Here is a 24,642-nt window from a genome sequence, read left to right as displayed (position 1 = left end):
CACAAGAGAGGAAAACGTGCAGCGAGCCCGTTGTTATCTGTTAGGCGAAAGCGCCGTGGTACTGGAGCTGGAGCCGCCCGTCACGCTTGCCAGCCAGCAGCGCATCTGGGGGCTGGTGCAGCGCCTCGCGGACGTGCCCGCCGTGGTAGAAGTCATTCCCGGCATGAATAACATTACCGTGATGCTGCGCGAGCCGGGCACGATGGCGCTGGATGCTATTGAGCGGCTGCAACGCTGGTGGGAGGAGAGCGAGGCGATCATTCCCGAAGCGCGGCGCATTGAAATCCCGGTGGTGTACGGCAAAGACGCCGGGCCGGATCTGTCGGTGGTCGCACACCACGCCGGGCTGAGTGAGAAACAGGTGGTGGAGATGCATGCGCAGGTCGACTACGTGGTCTATTTCATCGGCTTTCAGCCAGGCTTTCCGTATCTCGGCGGGCTGGCACCGGAGCTTGCCACGCCGCGCCGCGCGGAGCCGCGTCTTCAGGTACCCGCAGGCTCGGTCGGCATCGGCGGCAGCCAGACGGGCATCTATCCGCTGCCTACGCCTGGCGGCTGGCAGATTATCGGCCACACCTCGCGCGCGCTGTTTGATCCGCACAGTAACCCGCCGGGCCTGCTCGCGCCGGGCGACACCGTGCGCTTTGTGCCGCAAAAGGAGGGCGTATGCTGAAGATTATTCGCGCGGGCATTCACGCAACTATTCAGGATGGCGGCCGTTTTGGGCTGCGCCAGTACGGCGTGAGCCAGTGCGGCGCGCTGGATGGCCCGTCGCTGCATATCGCCAACCTGCTGGTGGGTAATGATCCTGATGCGGCGGCGCTGGAGATAACGCTCGGCCAGTGCGTGGTGGAGTTCACCGAAGACACCTGGTTTGCGCTCACCGGCGCGGGCTGCGACGCGACGCTTAACGAACGCGCCGTCTGGACCGGCTGGCGGCTGCTTGCCCGCGCGGGCGAGCGCCTGAGCCTCAGGCTGCCGCGCCGCGGTATGCGCAGTTATCTGGCGCTGGCGGGCGGTTTCGACGTGCCGGAAGTCATGGGCTCGCGCAGTACCGATGTGAAAGCGGGCCTCGGGGGTTTTGAAGGACGCCCCCTGCGCGACGGCGACGTGCTGCCAGTGAATCCGCCCACGCGTCACTTCCGCGAGGCGCGCGGCGTGAAGCAACTGCTGTGGGGCAACCGCATTCGCGCGCTGCCGGGGCCGGAGTACCACGAATTCAGCGAGGCGTCGAAAGAAGCCTTCTGGCGCACGCCGTGGCAGCTAAGCCCGCAGAGTAACCGCATGGGTTACCGGCTGCATGGTCACGTGCTGGAGCGCACCACCAAACGCGATCTGGTGTCTCACGGTCTGCTGCCGGGCGTGGTGCAGGTGCCGCACGGTGGCCAGCCCATCGTGCTGATGAATGACGCCCAGACCACCGGCGGCTATCCGCGCATCGCGTGCGTCATCGACGCCGATCGCTATAACCTCGCGCAGCTGCGCCTCGGCGAGCCGATTCACTTCGTGCCGTGCTCCATCGAAGAGGCGCTGGAAGCGCGCAGCGACCGGGCGCGTTATCTGCAACAACTGGCATGGCGGCTTAATGATGAAGATTGATCTCAACGCCGATCTCGGCGAGGGCTGCGGCAACGACGCGCTACTGATGCCGCTGATTAGCTCGGCCAATATCGCCTGCGGCTTCCACGCGGGCGATGCGCAGACCATGCGCGAGAGCGTGCGGCTGGCGCTGGCGCACGGCGTGGCGATGGGCGCGCATCCGGGGTTCGCGGATCGTGAAAACTTTGGGCGCACGGCGATGCAGCTGCCGCCAGAGACGATTTACGCCGAGACGCTTTATCAGGTCGGCGCGCTCGCGGCTATCGCCCGCGCCGAAGGCGGCAGGCTGGCGCATGTAAAGCCGCACGGCATGCTCTATAACCAGGCCGCGAAAGACGCCGCGCTTGCCGACGCCATCGCGCAGGCGGTGAAGGATTTCGATGCGTCGCTGATTCTGGTGGGGCTGGCGGGCAGCGAGCTTATCCGCGCGGGCGCGCGTTATCGGCTCGCCACGCGCGAAGAAGTCTTCGCCGATCGCGGTTATCTGGCCGACGGTGCGCTGGTGCCGCGCAGCGAGCCGGGCGCGTTGATTGAGGATGACGACGAGGCGGTGTCGCGCACGCTGATGATGGTGCAGGAAGGGCGGGTGCGCAGCCGCGACGGCGCGTGGGCGACAGTCAATGCCCAGACGGTCTGCCTGCATGGTGACGGCGCGCACGCGCTGGCGTTCGCGCGCCGGTTACGCGAGGCGTTCGACGCGCGCCAGATTCAGGTCAGCGCGTAACTCAGAGCGATGCCGCCGCCCGCGCGGCGGTGTCGTAAAGCGAGGCAATCGTGCGCAGCAATTGCGCTGTTTCGCCAATCGCCGCGCCCGGTATGCCGCTCTCGACCTGAATCGCGATAAGACACGCCTCGCGCACGTCGCGGTATTTCATACACAGCGCTTTACCTTCCTCTGTCGTCGAAAAATAGAGCTCTTTACCTACCTTTTCACTGGTGACATACCCGGCTTTGACCAGCTTTTTCAGTGCGTAGGTCACGATGTGCGTGTCTTCCACGTTGAGCACAAAGCAGATATCCGCGAGCTTTTTCTTGCGGTTGCGGTGGTTGACGTGATGCAACAGCGAGACATCAAACGCGCCCATATCCGGCTCGCCTGCCGCCGTCATGCAGCGCACCATCCATTTGTTAAAGGCGTTGCTGGTCATGATCAGCGCGTACTCCAGCTCCGATAATTCCGCGCAACGCTCCGACACCAGATGGCGGGACGACACAATGCGCCCGTCAGCAATATCGTCGTTATCAGTTGATACAACCGCTTTTTTCCGGCTCATGGCGTCCCTTACGCTTTTGGGGGTATTGGCAAAAACTATAAAACGTCACCGACAAAATAAAAACATTTTATTGATAAATTGTTTACATAATTTCACCGTTCAGATATAGCTTTTTGGTCAGGTTCTGCACGTTCACAGCGCCTCTCACACAACAACGTTCGCCGCAATGCCCACGCTTCGCCACTGGCGAAGGAGCAGAATAGCCTTCGGCGTGCAACGCTCACTTTGGAAAGGGTAACAATGTATGGACGGTTCCTCTCTGTTGCCGCTCATCGGTATTCCGGTGGTGGTTATCGGTTTCGCGCTGCGTTTTAACCCGCTGCTGGTGGTGGTGGTCGCCGGGCTGACGACCGGGCTTACCGTCGGCATGGATTTCGGCATGCTGCTGGAAACCTTCGGTGAAAAGTTCGTTAACAGCCGCTCGCTCGCGACCTTCATTCTGATCCTGCCGGTGATTGGCCTGCTGGAGTATTACGGCCTGAAAGAGCGCGCCCAGGCGTGGGTGGCGAAAATCGCCAGCGCCACCTCGGCGCGTATTCTGATGCTCTATTTCGTGGTGCGTGAAGGCACCGCGGCGCTTGGGCTGATGTCGCTTGGCGGCCACGCCCAGACCGTGCGTCCGCTGCTGGCGCCGATGGCGGAAGGCGCGGCGCTCAATGAATATGGCGAGCTGCCTGCGCACATCCGCGACAAAATCAAAGCCCACGCCGCTGCCTGCGACAATATCGCGGTGTTTTTCGGTGAAGATATTTTTATCGCCTTCGGCGCGGTGCTGCTGATTGACGCGTTCCTGAAAGAGAACGGCATTCCCGGTATCGAGCCGCTGCATATCGGCCTGTGGGCCATTCCGACCGCGATTGCGGCGCTGATTATTCATATGGCGCGCCTGCTGCGCTTAGACGCCAGCATTCGCCGCGAGGTGTTGGCCTGGCGCGCAGAGCAGGGCAATCAGGAGGCCGCGCAATGAGTACGTTGCTGACCATTAACCGCGTCTACTACCTGATAGGCTTTATCGTCATGCTGCTGGTGGTGATGACGCTTCGCGATCGCGGTAATCCGAAACGCTTTACCACCGCGCTGTTCTGGTTCCTGTTCGGCGGGATTTTTCTCTTCGGCGATCTGCTGGTGCAGGGGCTGGGCCGCTCGCTGGCCTACCGCATTATCGGCGGCGCGGTGATTGTTATCGCGCTGCTGGCGGGCTTTGGGCTGGTCGGGAAGGGGCACTATAAAATGTCCACCGAGGAGGAGCGCGAGGCGTCGTCTCGCCGTCTGGGTAACTGGCTGTTTCTGCCGGCGTTGCTTATCCCGGTGGTGACGGTGATTGGCACGCTGTTTTTAAAAGGCGTCTCGGTGGGCGGCGTGTTCCTGCTGGATCAAAAACAGCTGACGCTCGCCGCGCTGTGCGTGGCGTGTGTCGCGGCGCTGCTGGTGGGCTGGTGGCTCACGCGCGGCACGCCGCTGCATGCGATTCGCCAGTCGCGCCGACTGGTGGATACCATCGGCTGGGCGGTGATTTTGCCGCAGATGCTGGCGATGCTCGGCGGGGTGTTTGTCGCCGCCGATACCGGCACGGCGGTGCAGCGCGTGGTGAGTCTGTTCGTCGATCCGGAAAACCGCTTCATGCTGGTGGTTATCTACTGCATCGGCATGGCGCTTTTCACGATGATCATGGGCAACGCGTTTGCGGCGTTCCCGGTGCTGAGCGCGGGCATCGCGCTGCCATTGTTGATTAACCATCACCACGGCGACCCGGCACCGCTGCTGGCTATCGGTATGTATGCAGGCTACTGCGGCACGCTGATGACGCCGATGGCGGCGAATTTTAATATCGTTCCCGCCGCGCTGCTGGAGCTGAAAGACAAATATCAGGTGATAAAAATTCAGATCCCGACGGCGTTGACGCTGCTGGTGGTGAACGTTTTCCTGATGTATTTCATCGTATTTCGCTAAGGCCCACTAAGGAGCTGTTATGACACTGACACAACCCCAGGCCGACGCCTTTGCCCGGATGCCTCTGACCTATCTGCGACAGGAGTATCCGAACCACATCATGCATTTGATGAATGATGACGCCGACGCGCTGCCGCCGCGCGAGCTGCACCCGATTTTCTACGGCTGCTTTGACTGGCATTCGGCGGTGCATGGCTACTGGCTGCTGCTGCGCTGCCTGCGCCGCTATCCGACGCTGTCGTGCCGCGAAGAGATCATCGCGCTGTTCGATGAACACATCACGCCTGCGAATGTGGCGCGCGAAGTGGCGTATTTTACCGCGCCGTTCCGCGCCTCGTTTGAGCGCCCGTATGGCTACGGTTGGCTGCTGGCGCTCGCCCGGGAGTTGCACGAATCCGACCTGCCGCAGGCCGCGCGCTGGCATGAAATACTGGCGCCGCTGACCCAGGATATCCGTGCGCGCCTTATCGATTACCTCAGCAAGCTGACGTACCCGATTCGCGTCGGCACCCATTACAACACGGCGTTTGCGCTCGCCCTCGGCCTGGATTACGCCCGCGCGCTTGGTGATAAGACGCTTGAGCGCGCCATTACTGACGCGACGACACGCTTTTATCAGGCCGACACCGACTACCCGGCACACTACGAGCCGGGCGGCGATGAATATCTCTCCGGCGCGCTCACCGAAGCGCTGCTGATGAGTAAAACGGCGGACAATTTCCCGGCCTGGTTTGACGCGTATCTGCCGGATATCGGCAACGTGGCGGCGCTGATGCACCCGGCAATGGTGAGCGATCGCGCCGACCCGAAAATCGCCCACCTCGACGGGCTTAACTTAAGCCGCGCCTGGTGTATGAAGCATATCGCCGCGGCGCTCCCGGAAGATCACCCTGCGCAGATGGCGCTGCAGGAGGCGGTGCAGCGCCATCTCGCGGCAAGCGTTGAGCATGTGGTCGGCAGCCACTACAGCGGCGGCCACTGGCTGGCAAGCTTTGCGCTGCTGGCGCTGGAGTAAGCTGTTAACCGCCGCTTTTTTGCGGCGGTTGCCTGTTTCTCTTCGCCCGTGCTGCTACAGTTTATCCTTACGTTTTAATGCTTAAGTAACCTGAAAGGATGAACGATGCCGGAAGGACCGGAGATCCGCCGCGCGGCGGACAAGCTTGAAGCGGCAGTCGCGGGCAAACCGCTAACCCGTGTCTGGTTTGCGTTTCCTGAATTAAAACCGTTTGAAGCGCAACTGACCGGCGCGCGGGTTGAGCGTTTTGAAACCCGCGGCAAAGCGCTGCTGACGCATTTTTCCTGTGGGCTGACGCTCTACAGCCACAACCAGCTGTATGGCGTCTGGCGCGTGGTGAAAGCGGGTGAAACGCCGCAAACGACGCGAAGCCTGCGCGTGCGGCTTGAAACCGAAGACGCCGCGGTGCTGCTTTACAGCGCCTCGGAAATTGAGATGCTGGATGCCGACGGCGTGGCGGCGCACGCGTTTTTGCAGCGCGTCGGGCCTGATGTGCTGGATATGTCGCTGACGGTGGAGCAGGTGAAAGAACGGCTCCTGAGCCCGCGTTTTCACCGCCGTCAGTTCAGCGGGCTGCTGCTGGACCAGGCGTTTCTCGCGGGGCTTGGCAATTATTTGCGTGTGGAGATCCTCTGGCAGGCGCAGCTTGCGCCGCGCCACAAGGCAATAGAGCTGAATAATACGCAGCTTGATGCGCTGGCCCGCGCGTGTCTTGAGATCCCCCGGCTGTCTTATCAAACGCGCGGCACGGTGGATGAGAATAAGCATCACGGCGCGCTGTTTCGCTTCGAGGTGTTTCACCGCGCCGGGAAAAAATGCCGCCGCTGCGGGGGAATTATCGAGAAGACGACGCTGTCGTCGCGGCCGTTTTACTGGTGTCCAGGGTGCCAGGCGTAGGGGATGCGTGGACCAGGGAAATGGCGGGTGCGCGTTGCTTACCCGCCCTACGTAAAATATAGATGGGTTGTGGCGGGTGCGCTGCGCTTACCCACTCTACAAAATCTGGCGGGTGCGCGTTGCTTACCCGCCCTACGTTAAATACAAAAACGGTTGTTCGGTGTAGGGCGGGTAAGCGCAGCGCACCCGCCGCCAAAACGCCCATAAAAAAACGCGCCCGAAGGCGCGTTTTTCAGATTAACCGCAGCGTCAAATTAACGTTTGGTCAGGTCAGATTTGAAATCACGCTGCTCGTAGCCGGTGTACAGCTGACGCGGACGCGCGATCTTCATGCCTTCGCTGTGCATCTCGTTCCAGTGCGCAATCCAGCCCACGGTACGCGCCATCGCGAAAATAACGGTAAACATGGAAGACGGAATGCCCATCGCTTTCAGGATGATGCCGGAGTAGAAATCCACGTTCGGGTAGAGTTTCTTCTCGATGAAATACGGATCGTTCAGCGCGATGTTTTCCAGCTCCATCGCCACTTCCAGCAGATCGTCTTTGGTGCCCAGCTCTTTCAGCACTTCGTGGCAGGTTTCGCGCATTACGGTGGCGCGCGGGTCATAGTTTTTATAAACGCGATGACCAAAGCCCATCAGGCGGAAAGAGTCGTTTTTGTCTTTCGCGCGGCGCACGAATTCCGGAATGTGCTCAACGGTGCTGATCTCTTCCAGCATCTTGAGCGCGGCTTCGTTAGCGCCACCGTGCGCCGGTCCCCACAGGGAGGCGATGCCCGCGGCGATACATGCGAACGGGTTCGCGCCGGAGGAGCCTGCGGTACGCACGGTAGAGGTTGACGCGTTCTGCTCATGATCCGCGTGCAGGATCAGAATGCGATCCATCGCGCGCTCCAGCACCGGGTTGACCTCGTAAGGCTCGCACGGGGTGGAGAACATCATATTCAGGAAGTTGCCGGAGTAGGAGAGATCGTTACGCGGATAAACAAACGGCTGGCCGATCGAATACTTGTAACACATCGCCGCCACGGTCGGCATTTTAGAGAGCAGACGGAATGCCGCGATTTCACGGTGACGCGGGTTATTGACGTCCAGCGAGTCGTGGTAGAACGCCGCCAGCGCGCCGGTCACACCGCATAGTACGGCCATCGGATGCGAGTCGCGACGGAAACCGTGGAACAGACGCGTGATCTGCTCATGGATCATGGTGTGGCGGGTGACGGTGGTTCTGAATTCGTCATACTGCTCCTGGGTCGGCTTCTCGCCGTAGAGCAGGATGTAACATACTTCGAGATAGTTAGATTCGGTGGCTAACTGATCGATAGGGAAACCGCGGTGCAGCAGGATACCTTCGTCACCATCGATAAAGGTGATTTTGGACTCGCAGGATGCGGTGGAAGTAAAGCCGGGGTCGAACGTGAAAACACCTTTAGAACCAAGACTACGGATATCGATTACATCCTGACCGAGCGTGCCTTTTAGCACATCCAGTTCGATAGCACCATCACCGTTATAGGTTAGGTTTGCTTTTTTATCAGCCATTTACGGTCTCCTTAGCGCCTGTTGCTTGCGACGGTTAACCGCCGATTTACCTCCAGCCAGCAGGGGGACAGTTGCCAGTTTGTTGTGTGGCGCGCAGCTCTGTTTCAGAGGGGAAACCAGGGTACAGAGCGATGGGCGGCTTGCAGGCAACCATTCAAACCTGGGTGAAACAACAGTAAATCAGGGTGTTAGCCGTCAGTATTTGTCAAACCTGTTTATCACTAATACCGGGCTAAATTACTGCGGTCAATACTGGCACACTGTTACATAACTTATTGTCAGGTGAAAGCATGACCCCATAACTTTTGCGAATTATATGCATTTCCTGGTGATGTTTGTAACTAATTTGTTTAACATTTGTCAAATCAGATGATTAAAATTTAAAATAATGTTGTTATCGTGATCCTGGTCACTGTTCCGACCAAAAGCGGCCAAAGAATTTGTAGGTTAATTGTAATGATATTGTGAACATCCTATACTGCCGCCAGGTCTCCGGAACACCTTGCAACCGCGAGCCACCCAGCGTAGTAACGCGTCATGCAGCCTTTGGAAGCGGTGATTTTGCATGACGCGGAGTTATAGAAAAATGACGCTGCTTGACCCGCCTGCAGACCGGAGGAAGGACACAATAAGAACAGCATGTGGGCGCATTCATGATAAAAAAGGTGAATAAACAACGACCTGTCAACCTGGATCTGACAACGATCCGGTTTCCTGTCACCGCGATTGCTTCTATCCTCCACCGCGTTTCCGGCGTGATTACCTTTGTCGCCGTCGGCATTCTGCTGTGGTTGTTAGGACTCTCTCTCTCGTCTCAAGAAGGCTTTCTGACTGCGTCCAACATCATGGACAGCTTCTTCGTAAAATTCATCCTGTGGGGCATTCTGACAGCGCTGGCTTACCACGTTGTTGGCGGCGTTCGCCACATGCTGATGGATTTCGGCTATCTTGAAGAAACCTTCGCAGCAGGCCAACGCTCCGCTAAGTTCGCTTTTATTATCACTGTCGTGCTTTCAATTCTCGCAGGAGTCCTCGTATGGTAAGCAACGCCTCCGCATTAGGACGCAACGGCGTACATGACTTCATCCTGGTTCGCGCCACCTCCATCGTAATGACGCTGTATATCATTTATATGATCGGTTTCTTCGCGATGAACGGCGACCTGACATATGAAGTCTGGACTGGTTTCTTCTCATCCACCTTCACCAAAGTGTTCACCCTGCTGACGCTGATTTCGATTCTCGTCCATACCTGGATTGGGATGTGGCAGGTGCTGACCGACTACGTAAAACATCTGGCGCTGCGTCTGTTTTTGCAGCTCGCGATTGTTGTCGCGCTGGTGGTTTACGTGATTTATGGATTTGTTGTGGTGTGGGGTGTGTAAATGAATTTGCCAGTCAGAGAATTTGATGCCGTTGTTATTGGCGCAGGCGGTGCAGGTATGCGCGCGGCGCTGCAGATTTCCCAGAGCGGCCAGACCTGTGCGCTGCTCTCCAAGGTGTTCCCGACCCGTTCTCACACCGTATCCGCCCAGGGCGGTATTACCGTTGCGCTTGGCAATTCCCATGAAGATAACTGGGAATGGCACATGTATGACACGGTAAAAGGTTCCGACTATATCGGCGACCAGGACGCGATTGAATATATGTGTAAAACCGGCCCGGAAGCGATTCTGGAGCTTGAGCACATGGGGCTGCCGTTCTCCCGTCTTGATGACGGCCGTATTTATCAGCGCCCGTTCGGCGGCCAGTCGAAAAACTTCGGCGGCGAGCAGGCGGCGCGCACCGCGGCGGCGGCGGACCGTACCGGTCACGCGCTGCTGCATACGCTGTATCAGCAGAACCTCAAAAACCACACCACCATTTTTTCTGAGTGGTATGCGCTGGATCTGGTGAAAAACCAGGATGGCGCGGTGGTGGGTTGCACCGCACTGTGCATTGAAACCGGCGAAGTGGTCTACTTCAAAGCCCGCGCGACCGTGCTGGCGACCGGCGGCGCAGGCCGTATTTATCAGTCTACCACCAACGCCCACATCAACACCGGCGACGGTGTCGGCATGGCGCTGCGCGCTGGCGTGCCGGTACAGGACATGGAAATGTGGCAGTTCCACCCGACCGGCATCGCCGGCGCGGGCGTACTCGTCACCGAAGGGTGCCGCGGCGAAGGCGGTTACCTGCTGAACAAACATGGCGAGCGCTTTATGGAGCGTTACGCGCCGAACGCGAAAGATCTGGCGGGCCGCGACGTCGTGGCTCGCTCTATCATGATCGAAATCCGCGAAGGCCGCGGCTGCGACGGCCCGTGGGGCCCGCACGCCAAGCTGAAGCTCGACCATCTCGGTAAAGAAGTCCTGGAATCCCGCCTGCCGGGCATTCTGGAACTCTCCCGTACCTTTGCTCACGTTGACCCGGTTAAAGAGCCGATCCCGGTTATCCCGACCTGCCACTACATGATGGGCGGTATTCCGACCAAAGTGACCGGCCAGGCGCTGACCGTGAACGAGAAGGGCGAAGACGTGGTGATCCCGGGCCTGTTCGCCGTTGGCGAAATCGCCTGCGTATCGGTACACGGCGCCAACCGTCTGGGCGGCAACTCGCTGCTTGACCTGGTGGTGTTTGGCCGCGCGGCGGGCCTGCATTTGCAGGAATCCATCGCCGAGCAGGGCCAGCTTCGCGACGCCAGCGACTCCGACGTGGAGTTCTCGCTGGAGCGCCTCAACCGCTGGAACAACAACCGCAGCGGCGAAGATCCGGTCGAAATCCGCAAAGCGCTGCAGGAATGTATGCAGCATAACTTCTCGGTATTCCGCGAAGGCGACGCGATGGCCAAAGGGCTTGAGCAGCTGAAAGCTATCCGCGAGCGCCTGAAAAACGCCCGTCTGGACGACACCTCCAGCGAGTTCAACACCCAGCGCGTCGAATGCCTTGAGCTGGACAACCTGATGGAAACCGCTTACGCCACCGCCGTATCGGCGAACTTCCGTACCGAGAGCCGTGGCGCGCACAGCCGCTTCGACTACCCGGACCGCGACGACGAAAACTGGCTGTGCCACAGCCTCTATTTGCCGCAAACCGAGAGCATGACGCGTCGCGAAGTGAATATGCAGCCTAAGCTGCGCCCGGCTTTCCCGCCGAAAGTGCGTACTTATTAAGAGCGGAGCAATGTGATGAAACTCGAGTTTTCCATTTATCGCTATAACCCGGATGTCGACGACGCGCCGCGCATGCAGGATTACACCCTGGAGCAGGAAGAAGGGCGCGACATGATGCTGCTCGACGCCCTGATGCTGCTGAAAGAGAAGGACCCGAGCCTCTCTTTCCGCCGCTCCTGCCGTGAAGGCGTCTGCGGCTCCGATGGCCTGAACATGAACGGCAAAAACGGCCTCGCCTGTATTACGCCGGTCTCAAGCCTGGGCGCGGGCAAGCAGAAAATCGTTATCCGTCCGTTGCCTGGCCTGCCGGTTATCCGCGACCTGGTAGTGGACATGGGACAGTTCTACGCCCAATATGAGAAGATTAAGCCTTACTTGTTGAATAATGGGCAGAATCCGCCAGCGCGTGAACATTTGCAGATGCCGGAGCAACGCGAGAAGCTCGACGGGCTGTACGAGTGCATTCTGTGCGCCTGCTGCTCCACGTCGTGCCCGTCGTTCTGGTGGAACCCGGACAAGTTCATCGGCCCGGCAGGCCTGCTGGCCGCGTACCGTTTCCTTATCGACAGCCGCGATACCGAAACCAATGCGCGCCTGGATGGCCTGAGCGATGCGTTCAGCGTGTTCCGTTGCCATAGCATCATGAACTGCGTGAGCGTCTGTCCGAAAGGGTTAAACCCGACGCGCGCCATCGGCCATATTAAGTCGATGTTGTTGCAGCGCAGCGCGTAAGTAAGTGTTGCGGTAGTGGCGGGTGCGCTTACGCTTACCCGCCCTACATATCAGTGTCCCTCTCCCTGAAGGGAGAGGGAAAAGCAGGAAACCTTTAAAAACCGCCATACAGAGAAAGGTCACTACTATTTTCTGTGCGATAACGTGGTGGCGGGTGCGCTTGCGCTTATCCGCCCTACGAAATCCGCTATGGAGAAATAGGTAACCGAGATTTTCTGAGCGAGACAAGGCGCGGCTGAACGAGTCCCCAGGAGCATAGTGAACTATGTGACTGGGGTGAGAGAAAGACGCAACGCCGTCGCAGCCAGAAAAGCGAGAGTTACAGACGGTTTTTAAAGGTTCCTTCGCGGGCCCGCACTAAACAAGAGCTCGCAGGTGAACCCCGGCACGTACAACACTGTACGTGGTAGTTTCTACGGCGAAATAAGCAGACATGCTTAAGGGATCACGATGCAGAACGGCGCAATGAAAGCCTGGCTGGACTCTTCTTACCTCTCTGGCTCTAACCAGAGCTGGATAGAACAGCTCTATGAAGACTTCTTAACCGATCCTGATTCAGTGGACGCCCACTGGCGCTCTATGTTCCAGCAACTGCCTGGCACCGGCGCGAAACCGGATCAATTCCATTCAAAAACGCGTGATTATTTCCGTCGTCTGGCGAAGGATGCCTCACGTTACTCTTCCTCGATTTCCGACCCTGACACGAATGCGAAGCAGGTTAAAGTCCTGCAGCTTATTAACGCCTATCGCTTCCGTGGCCACCAGCACGCGAATCTCGATCCGCTGGGCCTGTGGCAGCAGGAGCGCGTCGCGGATCTGGACCCTGCGTTCCACGATCTGACCGAAGCCGATTTCCAGGAAACCTTTAACGTAGGCTCTTTTGCACTCGGCAAAGAGACCATGAAGCTCGGCGACCTCATCGAGGCGCTTAAGCAGACTTACTGCGGCTCCATCGGCGCGGAATACATGCATATCACCTCGACGGAAGAGAAACGCTGGATCCAGCAGCGTATCGAATCGGTCGCGGGCCACGCGGGCTTTAGCGCGGACGAGAAAAAACGCTTCTTAAGCGAACTGACCGCCGCCGAAGGCCTGGAGCGTTATCTGGGCGCGAAATTCCCTGGCGCGAAACGCTTCTCGCTGGAAGGCGGCGATGCGTTAATCCCGATGCTCAAAGAGATGATCCGCCACGCCGGTAAAAGCGGCACGCGCGAAGTGGTGCTGGGTATGGCGCACCGCGGTCGTCTGAACGTGCTCATCAACGTGCTCGGTAAAAAACCGCAGGATCTGTTTGACGAATTCGCCGGTAAACATAAAGAACACCTCGGCACCGGCGATGTGAAATATCACATGGGCTTCTCGTCGGATATCGAAACCGAAGGCGGCCTGGTCCACCTGGCGCTGGCGTTTAACCCGTCGCACCTGGAGATTGTCAGCCCGGTGGTGATGGGCTCGGTGCGCGCGCGTCTCGACCGTCTGGACGAGCCGAGCAGCAACAAAGTGCTGCCGATCACCATTCACGGCGACGCAGCGGTTGCCGGGCAGGGCGTGGTTCAGGAAACCCTGAACATGTCCAAAGCGCGCGGCTACGAAGTGGGCGGTACGGTCCGTATCGTTATCAACAACCAGGTAGGCTTCACCACCTCTAACCCGCTTGACGCCCGTTCCACCCCGTACTGCACCGACATCGGCAAAATGGTCATGGCACCGATTTTCCACGTCAACGCAGACGACCCGGAAGCGGTTGCGTTTGTGACCCGCCTGGCGCTGGATTTCCGTAACACCTTTAAGCGCGACGTGTTTATTGATCTGGTGTGCTACCGCCGTCACGGCCATAACGAAGCCGATGAGCCGAGCGCCACCCAGCCGCTGATGTATCAGAAAATCAAAAAACACCCGACCCCGCGCAAAATCTACGCCGACAAGCTGGAGCAGGAAGGCGTGGCGAAACTCGAAGACGCGACCGAAATGGTCAATCTCTACCGCGACGCGCTGGATGCCGGCGAGTGCGTGGTGAAAGAGTGGCGTCCGATGAATATGCACTCCTTTACCTGGTCGCCGTATCTCAACCACGAATGGGACGAAAGCTACCCGAACAAAGTGGAGATGAAGCGTCTGCAGGAACTGGCGAAGCGCATCAGCACCGTGCCGGACGGCATCGAGATGCAGTCGCGCGTGGCGAAAATCTACGGCGACCGTCAGCTGATGGCGAACGGCGAGAAGCCGTTCGACTGGGGCGGCGCGGAAACGCTGGCCTATGCGACGCTGGTCGATGAAGGCATTCCGGTGCGCCTGTCCGGTGAAGACTCTGGCCGTGGCACCTTCTTCCACCGTCACGCCGTGGTGCATAACCAGGCCAACGGTTCTACCTGGGTGCCGCTGCAACACATCCATAACGGCCAGGGCCAGTTCAAAGTCTGGGACTCCGTGTTGTCTGAAGAAGCGGTACTGGCGTTTGAATATGGCTATGCGACTGCAGAGCCGCGCACGCTGACCATCTGGGAAGCGCAGTTTGGCGACTTCGCCAACGGCGCGCAGGTGGTTATCGACCAGTTCATCAGCTCCGGCGAGCAGAAATGGGGCCGTATGTGTGGCCTGGTGATGCTGCTGCCGCACGGCTACGAAGGCCAGGGGCCGGAACACTCCTCCGCGCGTCTGGAGCGTTATCTGCAGCTCTGCGCCGAGCAGAACATGCAGGTGTGCGTGCCGTCGACCCCGGCGCAGGTTTATCACATGCTGCGCCGCCAGGCGCTGCGCGGTATGCGCCGTCCGCTGGTGGTGATGTCACCGAAATCGCTGCTGCGTCACCCGCTGGCGGTATCAAGCCTTGAAGAGCTGGCCAACGGCGCCTTCCTGCCGGCTATCGGTGAGGTAGACGAGCTTGATCCGCAGGGCGTGAAACGCGTCGTGCTCTGTTCTGGTAAGGTTTATTACGACCTGCTGGAACAGCGTCGTAAGAATGATCAGAAGGATGTGGCGATTGTCCGTATCGAACAGCTCTACCCGTTCCCGCACCACGCCGTGCAGGAAGCGCTGAAGCCGTTCGCGCACGTGCATGATTTCGTCTGGTGCCAGGAAGAGCCGCTCAACCAGGGCGCCTGGTATTGCAGCCAGCACCACCTTCGTGAAGTGATTCCGTTTGGCTCTGCATTACGTTATGCAGGCCGCCCGGCCTCCGCCTCGCCGGCGGTAGGGTATATGTCCGTTCACCAGAAACAGCAACAAGATCTGGTTAATGACGCGCTGAACGTCAATTAATTAAAGGATAAATAATGAGTAGCGTAGATATTCTTGTTCCCGACCTGCCTGAATCCGTTGCTGACGCAACCGTCGCCACCTGGCATAAAAAGCCGGGCGACGCGGTGAAACGCGATGAAGTGCTGGTAGAAATCGAAACTGACAAAGTGGTACTGGAAGTACCGGCGTCGGCTGACGGCGTTCTGGATGCGGTACTGGAAGACGAAGGCAGCACCGTCACCTCTCGCCAGATCCTGGGCCGCCTGCGCGAAGGCAACAGCGCGGGCAAAGAGAGCAGCGCCAAACCGGAAGCGAAAGAATCTACCCCGGCGCAGCGCCAGCAGGCGTCTCTCGAAGAACAAAATAACGACGCGCTGAGCCCGGCTATCCGCCGTCTGCTCGCCGAACACAACCTGGACGCGGCCGCCATCAAAGGCACCGGCGTCGGTGGCCGTCTGACCCGTGAAGATGTGGAAAAACATCTGGCGAAAGCGAACGGCAGCGAATCTGCAAAAGCGCCGGAACAAGCCGCCGCCGCGCCGCAGCCGCAGCTCGGCTCCCGCAGTGAAAAACGCGTGCCGATGACCCGCCTGCGCAAACGCGTGGCCGAGCGTCTGCTGGAAGCGAAAAACTCCACCGCGATGCTGACCACGTTCAACGAAGTGAACATGAAGCCGATTATGGATCTGCGTAAGCAGTACGGCGACGCCTTCGAAAAACGTCACGGTATCCGTCTGGGCTTTATGTCCTTCTACGTGAAAGCGGTCGTTGAAGCGCTCAAACGCTTCCCGGAAGTGAACGCCTCCATCGATGGCGACGACGTGGTGTACCACAACTATTTCGACGTCAGCATGGCGGTCTCTACGCCGCGCGGCCTGGTGACCCCGGTTCTGCGTGATGTGGACGTGCTGGGCATGGCGGACATCGAGAAGAAAATCAAAGAGCTGGCGGTCAAAGGCCGTGACGGCAAACTGACCGTAGAAGACCTGACCGGCGGTAACTTCACCATTACCAACGGAGGCGTTTTCGGCTCGCTGATGTCCACGCCTATCATCAACCCGCCGCAGAGCGCGATCCTCGGCATGCACGCCATTAAAGATCGCCCGATGGCGGTGGACGGCAAGGTTGAGATCCTGCCGATGATGTACCTGGCACTCTCCTACGATCACCGTCTGATCGACGGCCGTGAATCGGTAGGTTTCCTGGTGACCATTAAAGAGTTGCTGGAAGATCCGACTCGTCTGCTGCTGGACGTGTAGTTTCACAAGGGCGGCCCGACCGCCCTCAGGTAGTGTTTATGGTCGCGCCGCGAGGCGCGGCAATTTCGAACTCCGAGCGTGAATGCGCTTTTTCTTGATGGACTGAAGAGATGAACTTACACGAATATCAGGCGAAACAGCTGTTTGCCAGATCAGGCCTGCCGACGCCGGTAGGTTATGCCTGCTCGACTCCGCGTGAAGCAGAAGAAGCCGCCTCTAAAATCGGCTCCGGCCCGTGGGTAGTGAAATGCCAGGTGCACGCAGGCGGCCGCGGTAAAGCGGGCGGTGTAAAAGTCGTTAAGAGCAAAGAAGAGATTCGCGCCTTTGCCGAGCACTGGCTGGGCAAACGCCTGGTGACCTATCAAACGGACGCGAACGGCCAGCCGGTTAACCAGATCCTGGTGGAAGCGGCGACCGATATCGCGAAAGAACTCTACCTCGGCGCGGTGGTTGACCGTGGCTCCCGTCGCGTGGTGTTCATGGCCTCTACCGAAGGCGGCGTGGAAATCGAAAAAGTGGCGGAAGAAACCCCGCACCTGATCCACAAAGTCGCTATCGATCCGCTGACCGGCCCGATGCCGTATCAGGGACGCGAGCTGGCCTTCAAACTGGGCCTTGAAGGGAAACTGGTTCAGCAGTTCACCAAAGTGTTTATGGGGCTGGCGAACATTTTCCTGGAGCGCGACCTGGCACTTATCGAAATCAACCCGCTGGTTATCACCTCTCAGGGCGACCTGATCTGCCTCGACGGCAAACTGGGCGCTGACGGCAACGCACTGTTCCGCCAGCCGGATCTGCGTGAAATGCGCGACCAGTCTCAGGAAGATCCGCGCGAAGCGCAGGCCGCGCAGTGGGAGCTGAACTACGTGGCGCTGGACGGCAACATCGGTTGCATGGTGAACGGCGCGGGCCTCGCGATGGGCACTATGGATATCGTGAAGCTGCACGGCGGCGAACCGGCGAACTTCCTGGACGTGGGCGGCGGCGCGACCAAAGAGCGTGTGACCGAAGCGTTCAAAATCATTCTGTCTGACGACAAAGTGAAAGCCGTACTGGTTAACATCTTCGGCGGTATCGTGCGCTGCGATCTGATTGCCGACGGCATCATCGGCGCGGTGGCGGAAGTGGGCGTGAACGTTCCGGTTGTCGTGCGTCTTGAAGGCAACAACGCCGAGCTGGGCGCGAAGAAACTGGCCGACAGCGGCCTGAATATTATTGCAGCGAAAAGTCTGACGGATGCAGCTCAGCAGGTTGTTGCTGCTGTGGAGGGGAAATAATGTCCATTCTGATCGATAAAAACACCAAAGTTATCTGCCAGGGCTTTACCGGCAGCCAGGGGACATTCCACTCCGAACAGGCTATCGCTTACGGCACCCAGATGGTTGGCGGCGTAACGCCAGGTAAAGGCGGCACCACGCACCTCGGCCTGCCGGTGTTTAACACCGTGCGCGAAGCGGTAGAGGCGACCGGCGCGACCGCGTCCGTTATCTACGTTCCGGCACCGTTCTGCAAAGACTCCATTCTGGAAGCCATCGACGCAGGCATTAAGCTCATCATCACCATTACTGAAGGCATCCCGACGCTGGATATGCTGACGGTGAAAGTGAAGCTGGATGAAGCCGGCGTGCGCATGATCGGGCCGAACTGCCCGGGCGTTATCACCCCAGGCGAGTGCAAAATCGGCATCATGCCGGGCCACATCCACCAGCCTGGCCGCGTGGGCATCGTTTCCCGCTCCGGCACCCTGACCTACGAAGCGGTTAAACAGACCACCGATTACGGTTTTGGTCAGTCGACCTGCGTGGGTATCGGCGGCGACCCGATCCCGGGCTCTAACTTCATCGATATCCTGAAGCTGTTCCAGGAAGATCCGCAGACCGAAGCGATCGTGATGATCGGCGAGATCGGCGGCAGCGCGGAAGAAGAAGCGGCGGCGTATATTAAAGATCACGTCACCAAACCGGTAGTGGGCTACATCGCAGGCGTAACCGCGCCGAAAGGCAAGCGTATGGGCCACGCGGGCGCGATTATCGCAGGCGGCAAAGGCACGGCGGATGAGAAATTCGCGGCGCTGGAAGCGGCAGGCGTGAAAACCGTGCGCAGCCTGGCGGACATCGGCGACGCGCTGAAAACCATTCTGAAGTAAATGTCTTACCTCGTGGGTGGGAGGCTAAACCACCCGATAATAAGATTCGACATGGTTGGCTACTCGTAAGGGTAGCCTTTTTTATTGCCGGCGGCGCGCCACCAGCGTGAACTGGTAGTCGTCGCTTTTAAAGACGTTACGGCTGTATTCAAATACCTGGCCGTCGCGCAGGTAACCCCGTGAGCGCTTCTCAAGCGTGGGCTGCGCCGGGTCGATGCCAAGCGCCTGCACCACTTCGGCATCGGGCATGACCGGCAGGATCTCCTGTTCGCTGCGGTCAATAACGAGCTTTTTCACCTGCTCGATGTAGTGATATTTCGACTGCTCCATCACCTCCCAGGTGAGATCGGTAAAAAGCCGCACCGGCATCCACGTCTCCTCCAGAATCACCGGCTTTTGCTTGATAAAGCGCACCCGTTTCACGTGCCACACTTTATCGGCGGTGGTGAGCTGAAGCCGCGTCGCCAGCGTCTCATCGGGGCGGATCACCTCAAACAGCAGCACTTCGCTGCGGGTCTCTGCTTGTCTGTCCGTCAGCTTTTCCTGAAAGCCGGTGAGCTGGTAGATGTCATAGCGCACGCGCTCTTCTTTCACATAGGTGCCGCTGCCCTGAACGCTCTCCACAATCTGCTCGCTGATGAGCTGTTTCAGTGCCTGGCGCACCGTCACGCGGCTGACGCCAAACTGTGCCTGCAGCGCCGATTCCGTCGGCAGCGCGTCGCCGGGTTTCAGCATGCCTGCGCTGATTTGCTCGCGCAGGGTATCGGCTATCTGGCGATATTTGGGTTTGGCGGCCACAGCGTCTCCTGTTTCGTCGTCCTGGTATTTTCTGATTATGCCCGTAATGTATTATCTGTAAATAAAACAAATTAAATACAAATTATCGGTAATATGAAAATGATCCCATAAAGGTGTGGTTATTGCTGGCAGGATCGGAAGCCTTGCTGGCGAAAGCTGGCGTCATTCCATGGAGGTAATGATGAATCTCAGGGCATTAACGGATCCGGGGCTTATCCAGATCCAGGCGCCGTTTACCACGCGCGATGAGGCGATCGTCGCACTCGCCGGTCTGCTGGCGGCGCAGGGCAAGCTGCATGACCACACCGCGTTTGTAAACGAGGTTATGCAGCGCGAAGCGCTGGGGCCGACGGCGCTCGGCGAAGGGCTGGCGGTGCCGCACGGGAAATGCGCGGCGGTCAGGGAGGCCGCGTTTGCCGTGGCGACGCTGCGCGAACCCGTCGCCTGGCAGGGTGTGGAGGGCGATGAACCGGTACGGCTCATTTTTCTGCTGGCTGTCCCCGCGGCGCAAGCGGGCACCACGCATATTCAACTGCTGACGGAACTCACCACGCTGCTGGTGGACGATGCGGTGCGCGAGGCGGCCATAAACGCGCCTTCAGCGGAGGCGTTGCTCGCCATTCTCGAAGCGCGTCCGCTGCCGCCTCCGGTTGCCGTTGAGGATGCAGACCAGCCGGTGGTCGTCTGCGTGACGGCGTGCCCGGCGGGGATCGCGCACACTTATATGGCGGCGGAGTATCTGGAGCGTGCAGGGCGGCGGCTCGGCATCACCGTATATACTGAAAAGCAGGGCGCGAATGGCATTGAAGGGCGGCTGACGGCGGCACAAATCGCCACGGCGCAGGGCGTGATTTTCGCCGCCGATGTTGCCGTGAAAGACGCGGAGCGTTTCGCCGGGCGGGCGGTGCTCAGCGTGCCGGTGGCGGCCCCCATTAAACAGGCGGAAAGCCTGCTGCGTCAGGCGCTGGCGCAGCAATCATCCGGTAACCCGCAACCTCCTGCGGCGGCGGGCATCGGTACGCAGTGGAAAACCGCGGTTAAGCAGGCATTGCTGAATGGCATTTCGTTTGCGGTGCCGCTGATTGTCGCAGGCGGCACGGTGCTCGCGGTCGCGGTGCTGCTGGCGCAGCTTTTCGATCTTCAGGCGTTGTTTGAGCACGAAAACTCCTGGCTGTGGCTGTGGCGTAAACTCGGTGGCGGTTTGCTCGGCACGCTGATGTTGCCGGTGCTGGCGGCCTTCACCGCGTTTTCCCTTGCCGATAAACCCGCGCTGGCGCCGGGGTTTGCCGCCGGGCTTGCCGCTAACATGATTGGCGCCGGGTTTATCGGCGCGGTGGCAGGCGGGCTGCTGGCAGGCGGACTGATGCAACTGATTAAAACGTATCTGCGCCTGAACAGCCGGTTTAACGGTTTTCTGACATTTTACGTTTATCCGGTGGTCGGCACGCTCGCGACAGGCAGCCTGATGCTGTTTGTCATCGGCGAGCCGGTCGCCTGGATTAACAATACGCTGACCGCCTGGCTGAACGGCCTTTCCGGCTCTAACGCGCTGCTGCTGGGCGCCGTCATCGGCTTTATGTGCTCATTCGATTTGGGCGGCCCGGTGAACAAAGCCGCCTATGCGTTTTGCCTCGGCGCGATGGCAAACGGCGTGCTCGCCCCTTACGCCATGTTTGCTTCGGTGAAGATGGTGTCTGCTTTTACCGTAACGGCGTCCACGCTGCTGGCACCTGGCCTCTTTAAAACCTTTGAAAAAGATCTCGGCAAATCCACCTGGCTGCTGGGCCTGGCGGGCATTACCGAAGGCGCTATCCCGATGGCGATTGAAGATCCGCTGCGGGTGATTGGCGCGTTTGTCACGGGCTCTATGGTGACGGGGGCCATCGTCGGTAGCCTGCACATCGGGCTTGCCACGCCGGGCGCGGGAATTTTCTCGCTGTTTTTGCTCAGCGACGGCGGGCTGGGACGGTTTATAGCCGCTGCTGGCTGGTTTGGCGCGGCGCTTATCGGCAGCGCCATCTCGACACTCGTTTTAATCCTCTGGCGTCGCCATGCCGTTAAGGCAGGCCGCTATCTCCCCGACGGCACGTTGCCGTAAGCATTCACTTTCAAGGATGACCTTATGAACGCTGTATCACGAGTCCATATCACGCCCCACATGCACTGGGACCGCGAATGGTATTTCACCACGGAAGCCTCACGGATTTTGCTGGTCAACAACATGGAAGAGATCCTGACGCGCCTCGAACAGGACGCGGACTATCTCTTTTACGTGCTCGACGGCCAGACGGCAGTGCTGGAGGATTATTTCGCCGTGAAGCCGCAGTACCGTGAACGCGTCCGCGCGCTGGTCGCTGCGGGCAAGTTGATTATCGGCCCCTGGTATACCCAGACCGATACGACAATCGTCGCGGGGGAGTCGATTGCCCGCAATCTCCTTTACGGATTGCGCGACTGCCGCCCGTTCGGCGAGCCGATGAAAATCGGCTATCTGCCCGATTCGTTCGGCATGTCCGGCCAGTTGCCGCATATTTATAACCAGTTCGGCATTACGCGCGCCATGTTCTGGCGCGGCTGCTCGCCTCGTCACGGCAGCGATAAAACGGAATTTCTCTGGCAGAGTGCGGATGGCAGCGTAGTAACGACGCAGGTGCTGCCGCTGGGCTATGCCATTGGTAAGTACTTACCCGAGGATGAAACGGCGCTGCGTAAGCGGCTCGACCCGTGCTTTGCGGTACTGGAAAGGGCCTCGCTGACGAAAGAAATCCTGCTGCCGAACGGCCATGACCAGATGCCGCTTCAGCAGAACATTTTCGCGGTGATGGAAAAACTACGGAAAATCTACCCGCAGCGCGAATTTGTGATGAGCCGGTTCGAAACGGTGTTTGAGCATATCGACGCCATGCGCGATCGCCTGCCGACGCTGAAAGGCGAGTTCATTGATGGTAAGACGATGCGCGTTCATCGCACCATTGGCTCCACGCGAATGGACATTAAAATCGCCCATGCGCGCATCGAAAACAGTATCATCAATCTGCTGGAGCCGCTCGCCGCTATCGCCTGGTCGCTCGGGTTTGAGTACCATCACGGGCTGTTTGAAAAGATGTGGAAGGAGATTTTAAAAAACCACGCGCACGACAGCATCGGCTGCTGCTGCAGCGACGTGGTACACCGCGAAATCATGAGCCGCTTTAGCCTCGCCCAGGATATGGCGGATAACCTGCTGACGTTTTATATGCGCAAAATCGCTGACAGCATGCCTGCCTGTGACGGCGACACACTGACGCTGTTTAATATGATGCCGCACCCGCGTCATGAGGTGGTTAACACCACCGTGCGGTTGCGCGGCCAGCGCTTTGCTCTGTGGGACGATCGGGGCGAGCCGGTGGCGTATTTCATCCGCGCGGCTCGCGCGCTCGATCCGGGCCTGGTGGACCGGCAGCTGGTGCATTACGGCCACGATGAGCCGTTTATGGAGTATGACATTCAGCTCTGCCAGCCGCTGCCCGCGATGGGCTATACCCGGCTACGTCTTGAGCCTGGCGTGGCGGGGCTGCTGTGCCAGTCGCCGCTGCAAAAAGCTTCGCTGCTCGAAAACCGTTTCTGGCGGATTAGCGTTAATGCCAGCGGCACCGTGCAGCTTGAAGATAAGCAGCGCGGCCTGACCTATGACCGGGTGTTTGAGCTGGAAGAGAGTTCTGATGATGGCGACGAGTATGACTATTCACCTGCCCGCGAGGAGTGGGTGCTGCGTTCCGGCGCACAGGCGGCGACACACCAAATCATCCACGAAGCCTGGCAAAGCCACGCCATTATCAATCTGTCCATGCCCGTGCCGGTAAATCTGGCGGCGCGCGCTGCCCGTAAGTGTGACGGGCGGCTTGACGCACAGTTGCGTATCACGCTTTCGCATGACAGCCCGCGGATTGATGTAGCGGTGACGCTGAACAACCAGGCGGATGACCACCGCGTGCGGCTGCTTATCCCGACACCGTTCGCCTGCGAGCAGGTGCTTACCGACATTCCCTTCGGCAGCCTGTATCGCCCGGTTATGGACGAGGCGATGACGCGCTGGGAAGAAGAGGGGTGGGAAGAAGCGCCGGTGCCGGTATGGAATTTCCTGAACTACGCCGCGCTCGAACAGCAGGGGCAGGGGATAGCGCTTTTTACCGAAGGGTTGCGCGAGGTGGAGATTGTCGGCGAGCGGCACGACACCTTTGCATTGACGCTTTTGCGTGGCGTCAGTGCGCTCGGCAAAGCCGATTTGGCGCTCCGTCCTGGCCGTCCTTCCGGCATTCATCTGCCGACGCCGGATTCGCAAATGCGCGGCGAGTTTTCTTGCCGGCTGAGCCTGTGGCCGTATCAGGGCGATGCGCTCACGGCAGGCGTGGCGCAGCAGGCGCGCACCTGGCTTACCCCCGTACAGTGCTATAACAAAATTCCCTGGGATGCGATGAAGCTGAATCCGTCCGGAATAACCACGCCGTGCCGGTATAGCCTCCTGCAGATGACAACGGGCGGTGCACAACTCAGCGCGCTGAAAAAAGCAGAAGATCGCGAGGCGCTGATCGTGCGCATTTATAACCCGTCCTGTGTGACAACGAGCGAGGCGCAGGTCACGTTCAGTGCCTCGCTTCAGGCCTGGCAGCAAACGGGTATGGATGAAGCGCCGCGTGCGGATAATATTCTCCCGAATGGCCACACCGGCGAGCTGAAACCATGCGAATCCCGGACCTTCAGCGCCACAGTCTGTCGCCCTGTTTAAGCCATTTTCTTGACGCCGTCGCCTGTACTTTACGGGCGGCGGCTTTTTTATTTTCAAAAAAAACAGTGCCGTTTTTATGCGGCTAAAGGGGAAATGGTAAATAAGTTGTGAAATAAAATTATCAATCCTGATCTCATGAATTCTTTTTGGCTGCCGATATTAACAAGGAAGTGTGATTAATATCTCATGTCAGGATTGACTAAAATAACGTGGGTTTATTATTGGTAGCGCTTTTATAACCCGCGCTACGTTAAAAAAATACTTATCGTTAACATTAT

General features: G+C 58.9%; 20 protein-coding genes. 17 read left to right on the top strand and 3 right to left on the bottom strand.

Features of this window, described 5'->3' with window-relative positions; genetic code table 11:
• Window positions 1-16: 16 nt before the first annotated feature.
• From pxpB to pxpA, 3 genes are read left to right on the top strand one after another with little or no spacing between them, the layout of a single operon-like run.
• Window positions 17-673, top strand: coding sequence for a 5-oxoprolinase subunit PxpB (pxpB, locus tag G9X48_RS09780; RefSeq protein ID WP_007900468.1), 657 nt, complete (start codon window positions 17-19; stop codon window positions 671-673).
• On the top strand, window positions 667-1,599 hold the full coding sequence (pxpC, locus tag G9X48_RS09775; protein WP_097582105.1) for a 5-oxoprolinase subunit PxpC: 933 nt from the start codon (window positions 667-669) through the stop codon (window positions 1,597-1,599). Before pxpB ends, pxpC begins: the two co-directional genes overlap by 7 nt.
• Window positions 1,589-2,323, top strand: a complete 735-nt coding sequence (gene pxpA, locus G9X48_RS09770; protein ID WP_097641218.1) for a 5-oxoprolinase subunit PxpA — start codon at window positions 1,589-1,591, stop codon at window positions 2,321-2,323. The genes pxpC and pxpA overlap by 11 nt, the downstream gene beginning before the upstream one ends.
• 1 nt (window position 2,324) lies before the next feature.
• Here pxpA and G9X48_RS09765 read toward each other — a convergent pair whose 3' ends face one another.
• Complete coding sequence (locus G9X48_RS09765; RefSeq protein ID WP_004386658.1) at window positions 2,325-2,873, bottom strand: winged helix DNA-binding protein; 549 nt, start codon at window positions 2,871-2,873, stop codon at window positions 2,325-2,327.
• A gap of 244 nt (window positions 2,874-3,117) precedes the next feature.
• On the opposite strand from G9X48_RS09765, the gene G9X48_RS09760 reads away from it, so the two are divergent.
• The 4 genes from G9X48_RS09760 (at window position 3,118) to nei (ending at window position 6,735) form a co-directional block, all read left to right on the top strand.
• Window positions 3,118-3,840, top strand: a complete 723-nt coding sequence (locus tag G9X48_RS09760) for a DUF969 domain-containing protein (protein ID WP_004386657.1) — start codon at window positions 3,118-3,120, stop codon at window positions 3,838-3,840.
• A complete protein-coding gene (locus G9X48_RS09755) occupies window positions 3,837-4,823 on the top strand; it encodes a DUF979 domain-containing protein (protein ID WP_015386883.1) in 987 nt (328 codons plus the stop codon). Before G9X48_RS09760 ends, G9X48_RS09755 begins: the two co-directional genes overlap by 4 nt.
• A gap of 19 nt (window positions 4,824-4,842) precedes the next feature.
• On the top strand, window positions 4,843-5,838 hold the full coding sequence (locus tag G9X48_RS09750; protein WP_097641214.1) for a DUF2891 domain-containing protein: 996 nt from the start codon (window positions 4,843-4,845) through the stop codon (window positions 5,836-5,838).
• 105 nt (window positions 5,839-5,943) lie between these two features.
• Window positions 5,944-6,735: an endonuclease VIII gene (gene nei, locus G9X48_RS09745; RefSeq protein WP_097641215.1), complete on the top strand. Its 792-nt coding sequence runs from the start codon at window positions 5,944-5,946 to the stop codon at window positions 6,733-6,735.
• Window positions 6,736-6,989: 254 nt separating this feature from the next.
• Here the strand turns inward: nei and G9X48_RS09740 are convergent, their stop codons facing one another.
• A complete protein-coding gene (locus G9X48_RS09740; protein WP_004387835.1) occupies window positions 6,990-8,276 on the bottom strand; it encodes a citrate synthase in 1,287 nt (428 codons plus the stop codon).
• Between the two features lie 653 nt (window positions 8,277-8,929).
• Here G9X48_RS09740 and sdhC point away from each other — a divergent pair.
• The 8 genes from sdhC (at window position 8,930) to sucD (ending at window position 18,801) form a co-directional block, all read left to right on the top strand.
• Entirely contained in the window at window positions 8,930-9,319 is a 390-nt protein-coding gene (gene sdhC / locus G9X48_RS09735; RefSeq protein WP_004387834.1) for a succinate dehydrogenase cytochrome b556 subunit, read from the top strand.
• A complete protein-coding gene (sdhD, locus tag G9X48_RS09730; RefSeq protein ID WP_012125336.1) occupies window positions 9,313-9,660 on the top strand; it encodes a succinate dehydrogenase membrane anchor subunit in 348 nt (115 codons plus the stop codon). The genes sdhC and sdhD overlap by 7 nt, the downstream gene beginning before the upstream one ends.
• On the top strand, window positions 9,661-11,427 hold the full coding sequence (sdhA, locus tag G9X48_RS09725; protein WP_007781922.1) for a succinate dehydrogenase flavoprotein subunit: 1,767 nt from the start codon (window positions 9,661-9,663) through the stop codon (window positions 11,425-11,427). It abuts the gene before it with no gap.
• A gap of 15 nt (window positions 11,428-11,442) precedes the next feature.
• The gene (locus G9X48_RS09720; protein WP_004387831.1) at window positions 11,443-12,159 is read left to right on the top strand and encodes a succinate dehydrogenase iron-sulfur subunit; all 717 of its coding nucleotides are present in this window, start codon (window positions 11,443-11,445) and stop codon (window positions 12,157-12,159) included.
• Between the two features lie 450 nt (window positions 12,160-12,609).
• Window positions 12,610-15,417, top strand: coding sequence for a 2-oxoglutarate dehydrogenase E1 component (gene sucA / locus G9X48_RS09715; RefSeq protein ID WP_007848384.1), 2,808 nt, complete (start codon window positions 12,610-12,612; stop codon window positions 15,415-15,417).
• 14 nt (window positions 15,418-15,431) lie between these two features.
• Window positions 15,432-16,655 carry a 2-oxoglutarate dehydrogenase complex dihydrolipoyllysine-residue succinyltransferase gene (gene odhB, locus G9X48_RS09710; protein ID WP_007900435.1) on the top strand — a complete coding sequence of 408 codons (1,224 nt, stop codon included), beginning with the start codon at window positions 15,432-15,434 and terminating at the stop codon, window positions 16,653-16,655.
• A gap of 110 nt (window positions 16,656-16,765) precedes the next feature.
• On the top strand, window positions 16,766-17,932 hold the full coding sequence (gene sucC, locus G9X48_RS09705) for an ADP-forming succinate--CoA ligase subunit beta (protein ID WP_004385341.1): 1,167 nt from the start codon (window positions 16,766-16,768) through the stop codon (window positions 17,930-17,932).
• Entirely contained in the window at window positions 17,932-18,801 is an 870-nt protein-coding gene (gene sucD / locus G9X48_RS09700; protein WP_004385340.1) for a succinate--CoA ligase subunit alpha, read from the top strand. Before sucC ends, sucD begins: the two co-directional genes overlap by 1 nt.
• Before the next feature lie 81 nt (window positions 18,802-18,882).
• On the opposite strand, the gene G9X48_RS09695 is transcribed toward sucD, so the two are convergent.
• Window positions 18,883-19,599, bottom strand: a complete 717-nt coding sequence (locus G9X48_RS09695; protein WP_097640663.1) for a GntR family transcriptional regulator — start codon at window positions 19,597-19,599, stop codon at window positions 18,883-18,885.
• A gap of 181 nt (window positions 19,600-19,780) precedes the next feature.
• Between G9X48_RS09695 and mngA the strand changes: the two genes are divergently transcribed.
• Window positions 19,781-21,697, top strand: coding sequence for a PTS 2-O-a-mannosyl-D-glycerate transporter subunit IIABC (gene mngA / locus G9X48_RS09690; protein WP_097640664.1), 1,917 nt, complete (start codon window positions 19,781-19,783; stop codon window positions 21,695-21,697).
• Between the two features lie 24 nt (window positions 21,698-21,721).
• Window positions 21,722-24,364, top strand: coding sequence for a mannosylglycerate hydrolase (gene mngB / locus G9X48_RS09685; protein ID WP_097640665.1), 2,643 nt, complete (start codon window positions 21,722-21,724; stop codon window positions 24,362-24,364).
• Window positions 24,365-24,642 lie beyond the last annotated feature (278 nt).

This window comes from Cronobacter sp. HA18006 (assembly GCF_011605445.1).
Classification (GTDB): domain Bacteria; phylum Pseudomonadota; class Gammaproteobacteria; order Enterobacterales; family Enterobacteriaceae; genus Cronobacter; species Cronobacter sakazakii.
The sequence above is the reverse complement of the archived record's forward strand: the minus strand, read 5'-3'. Positions and strand labels throughout refer to the sequence as shown.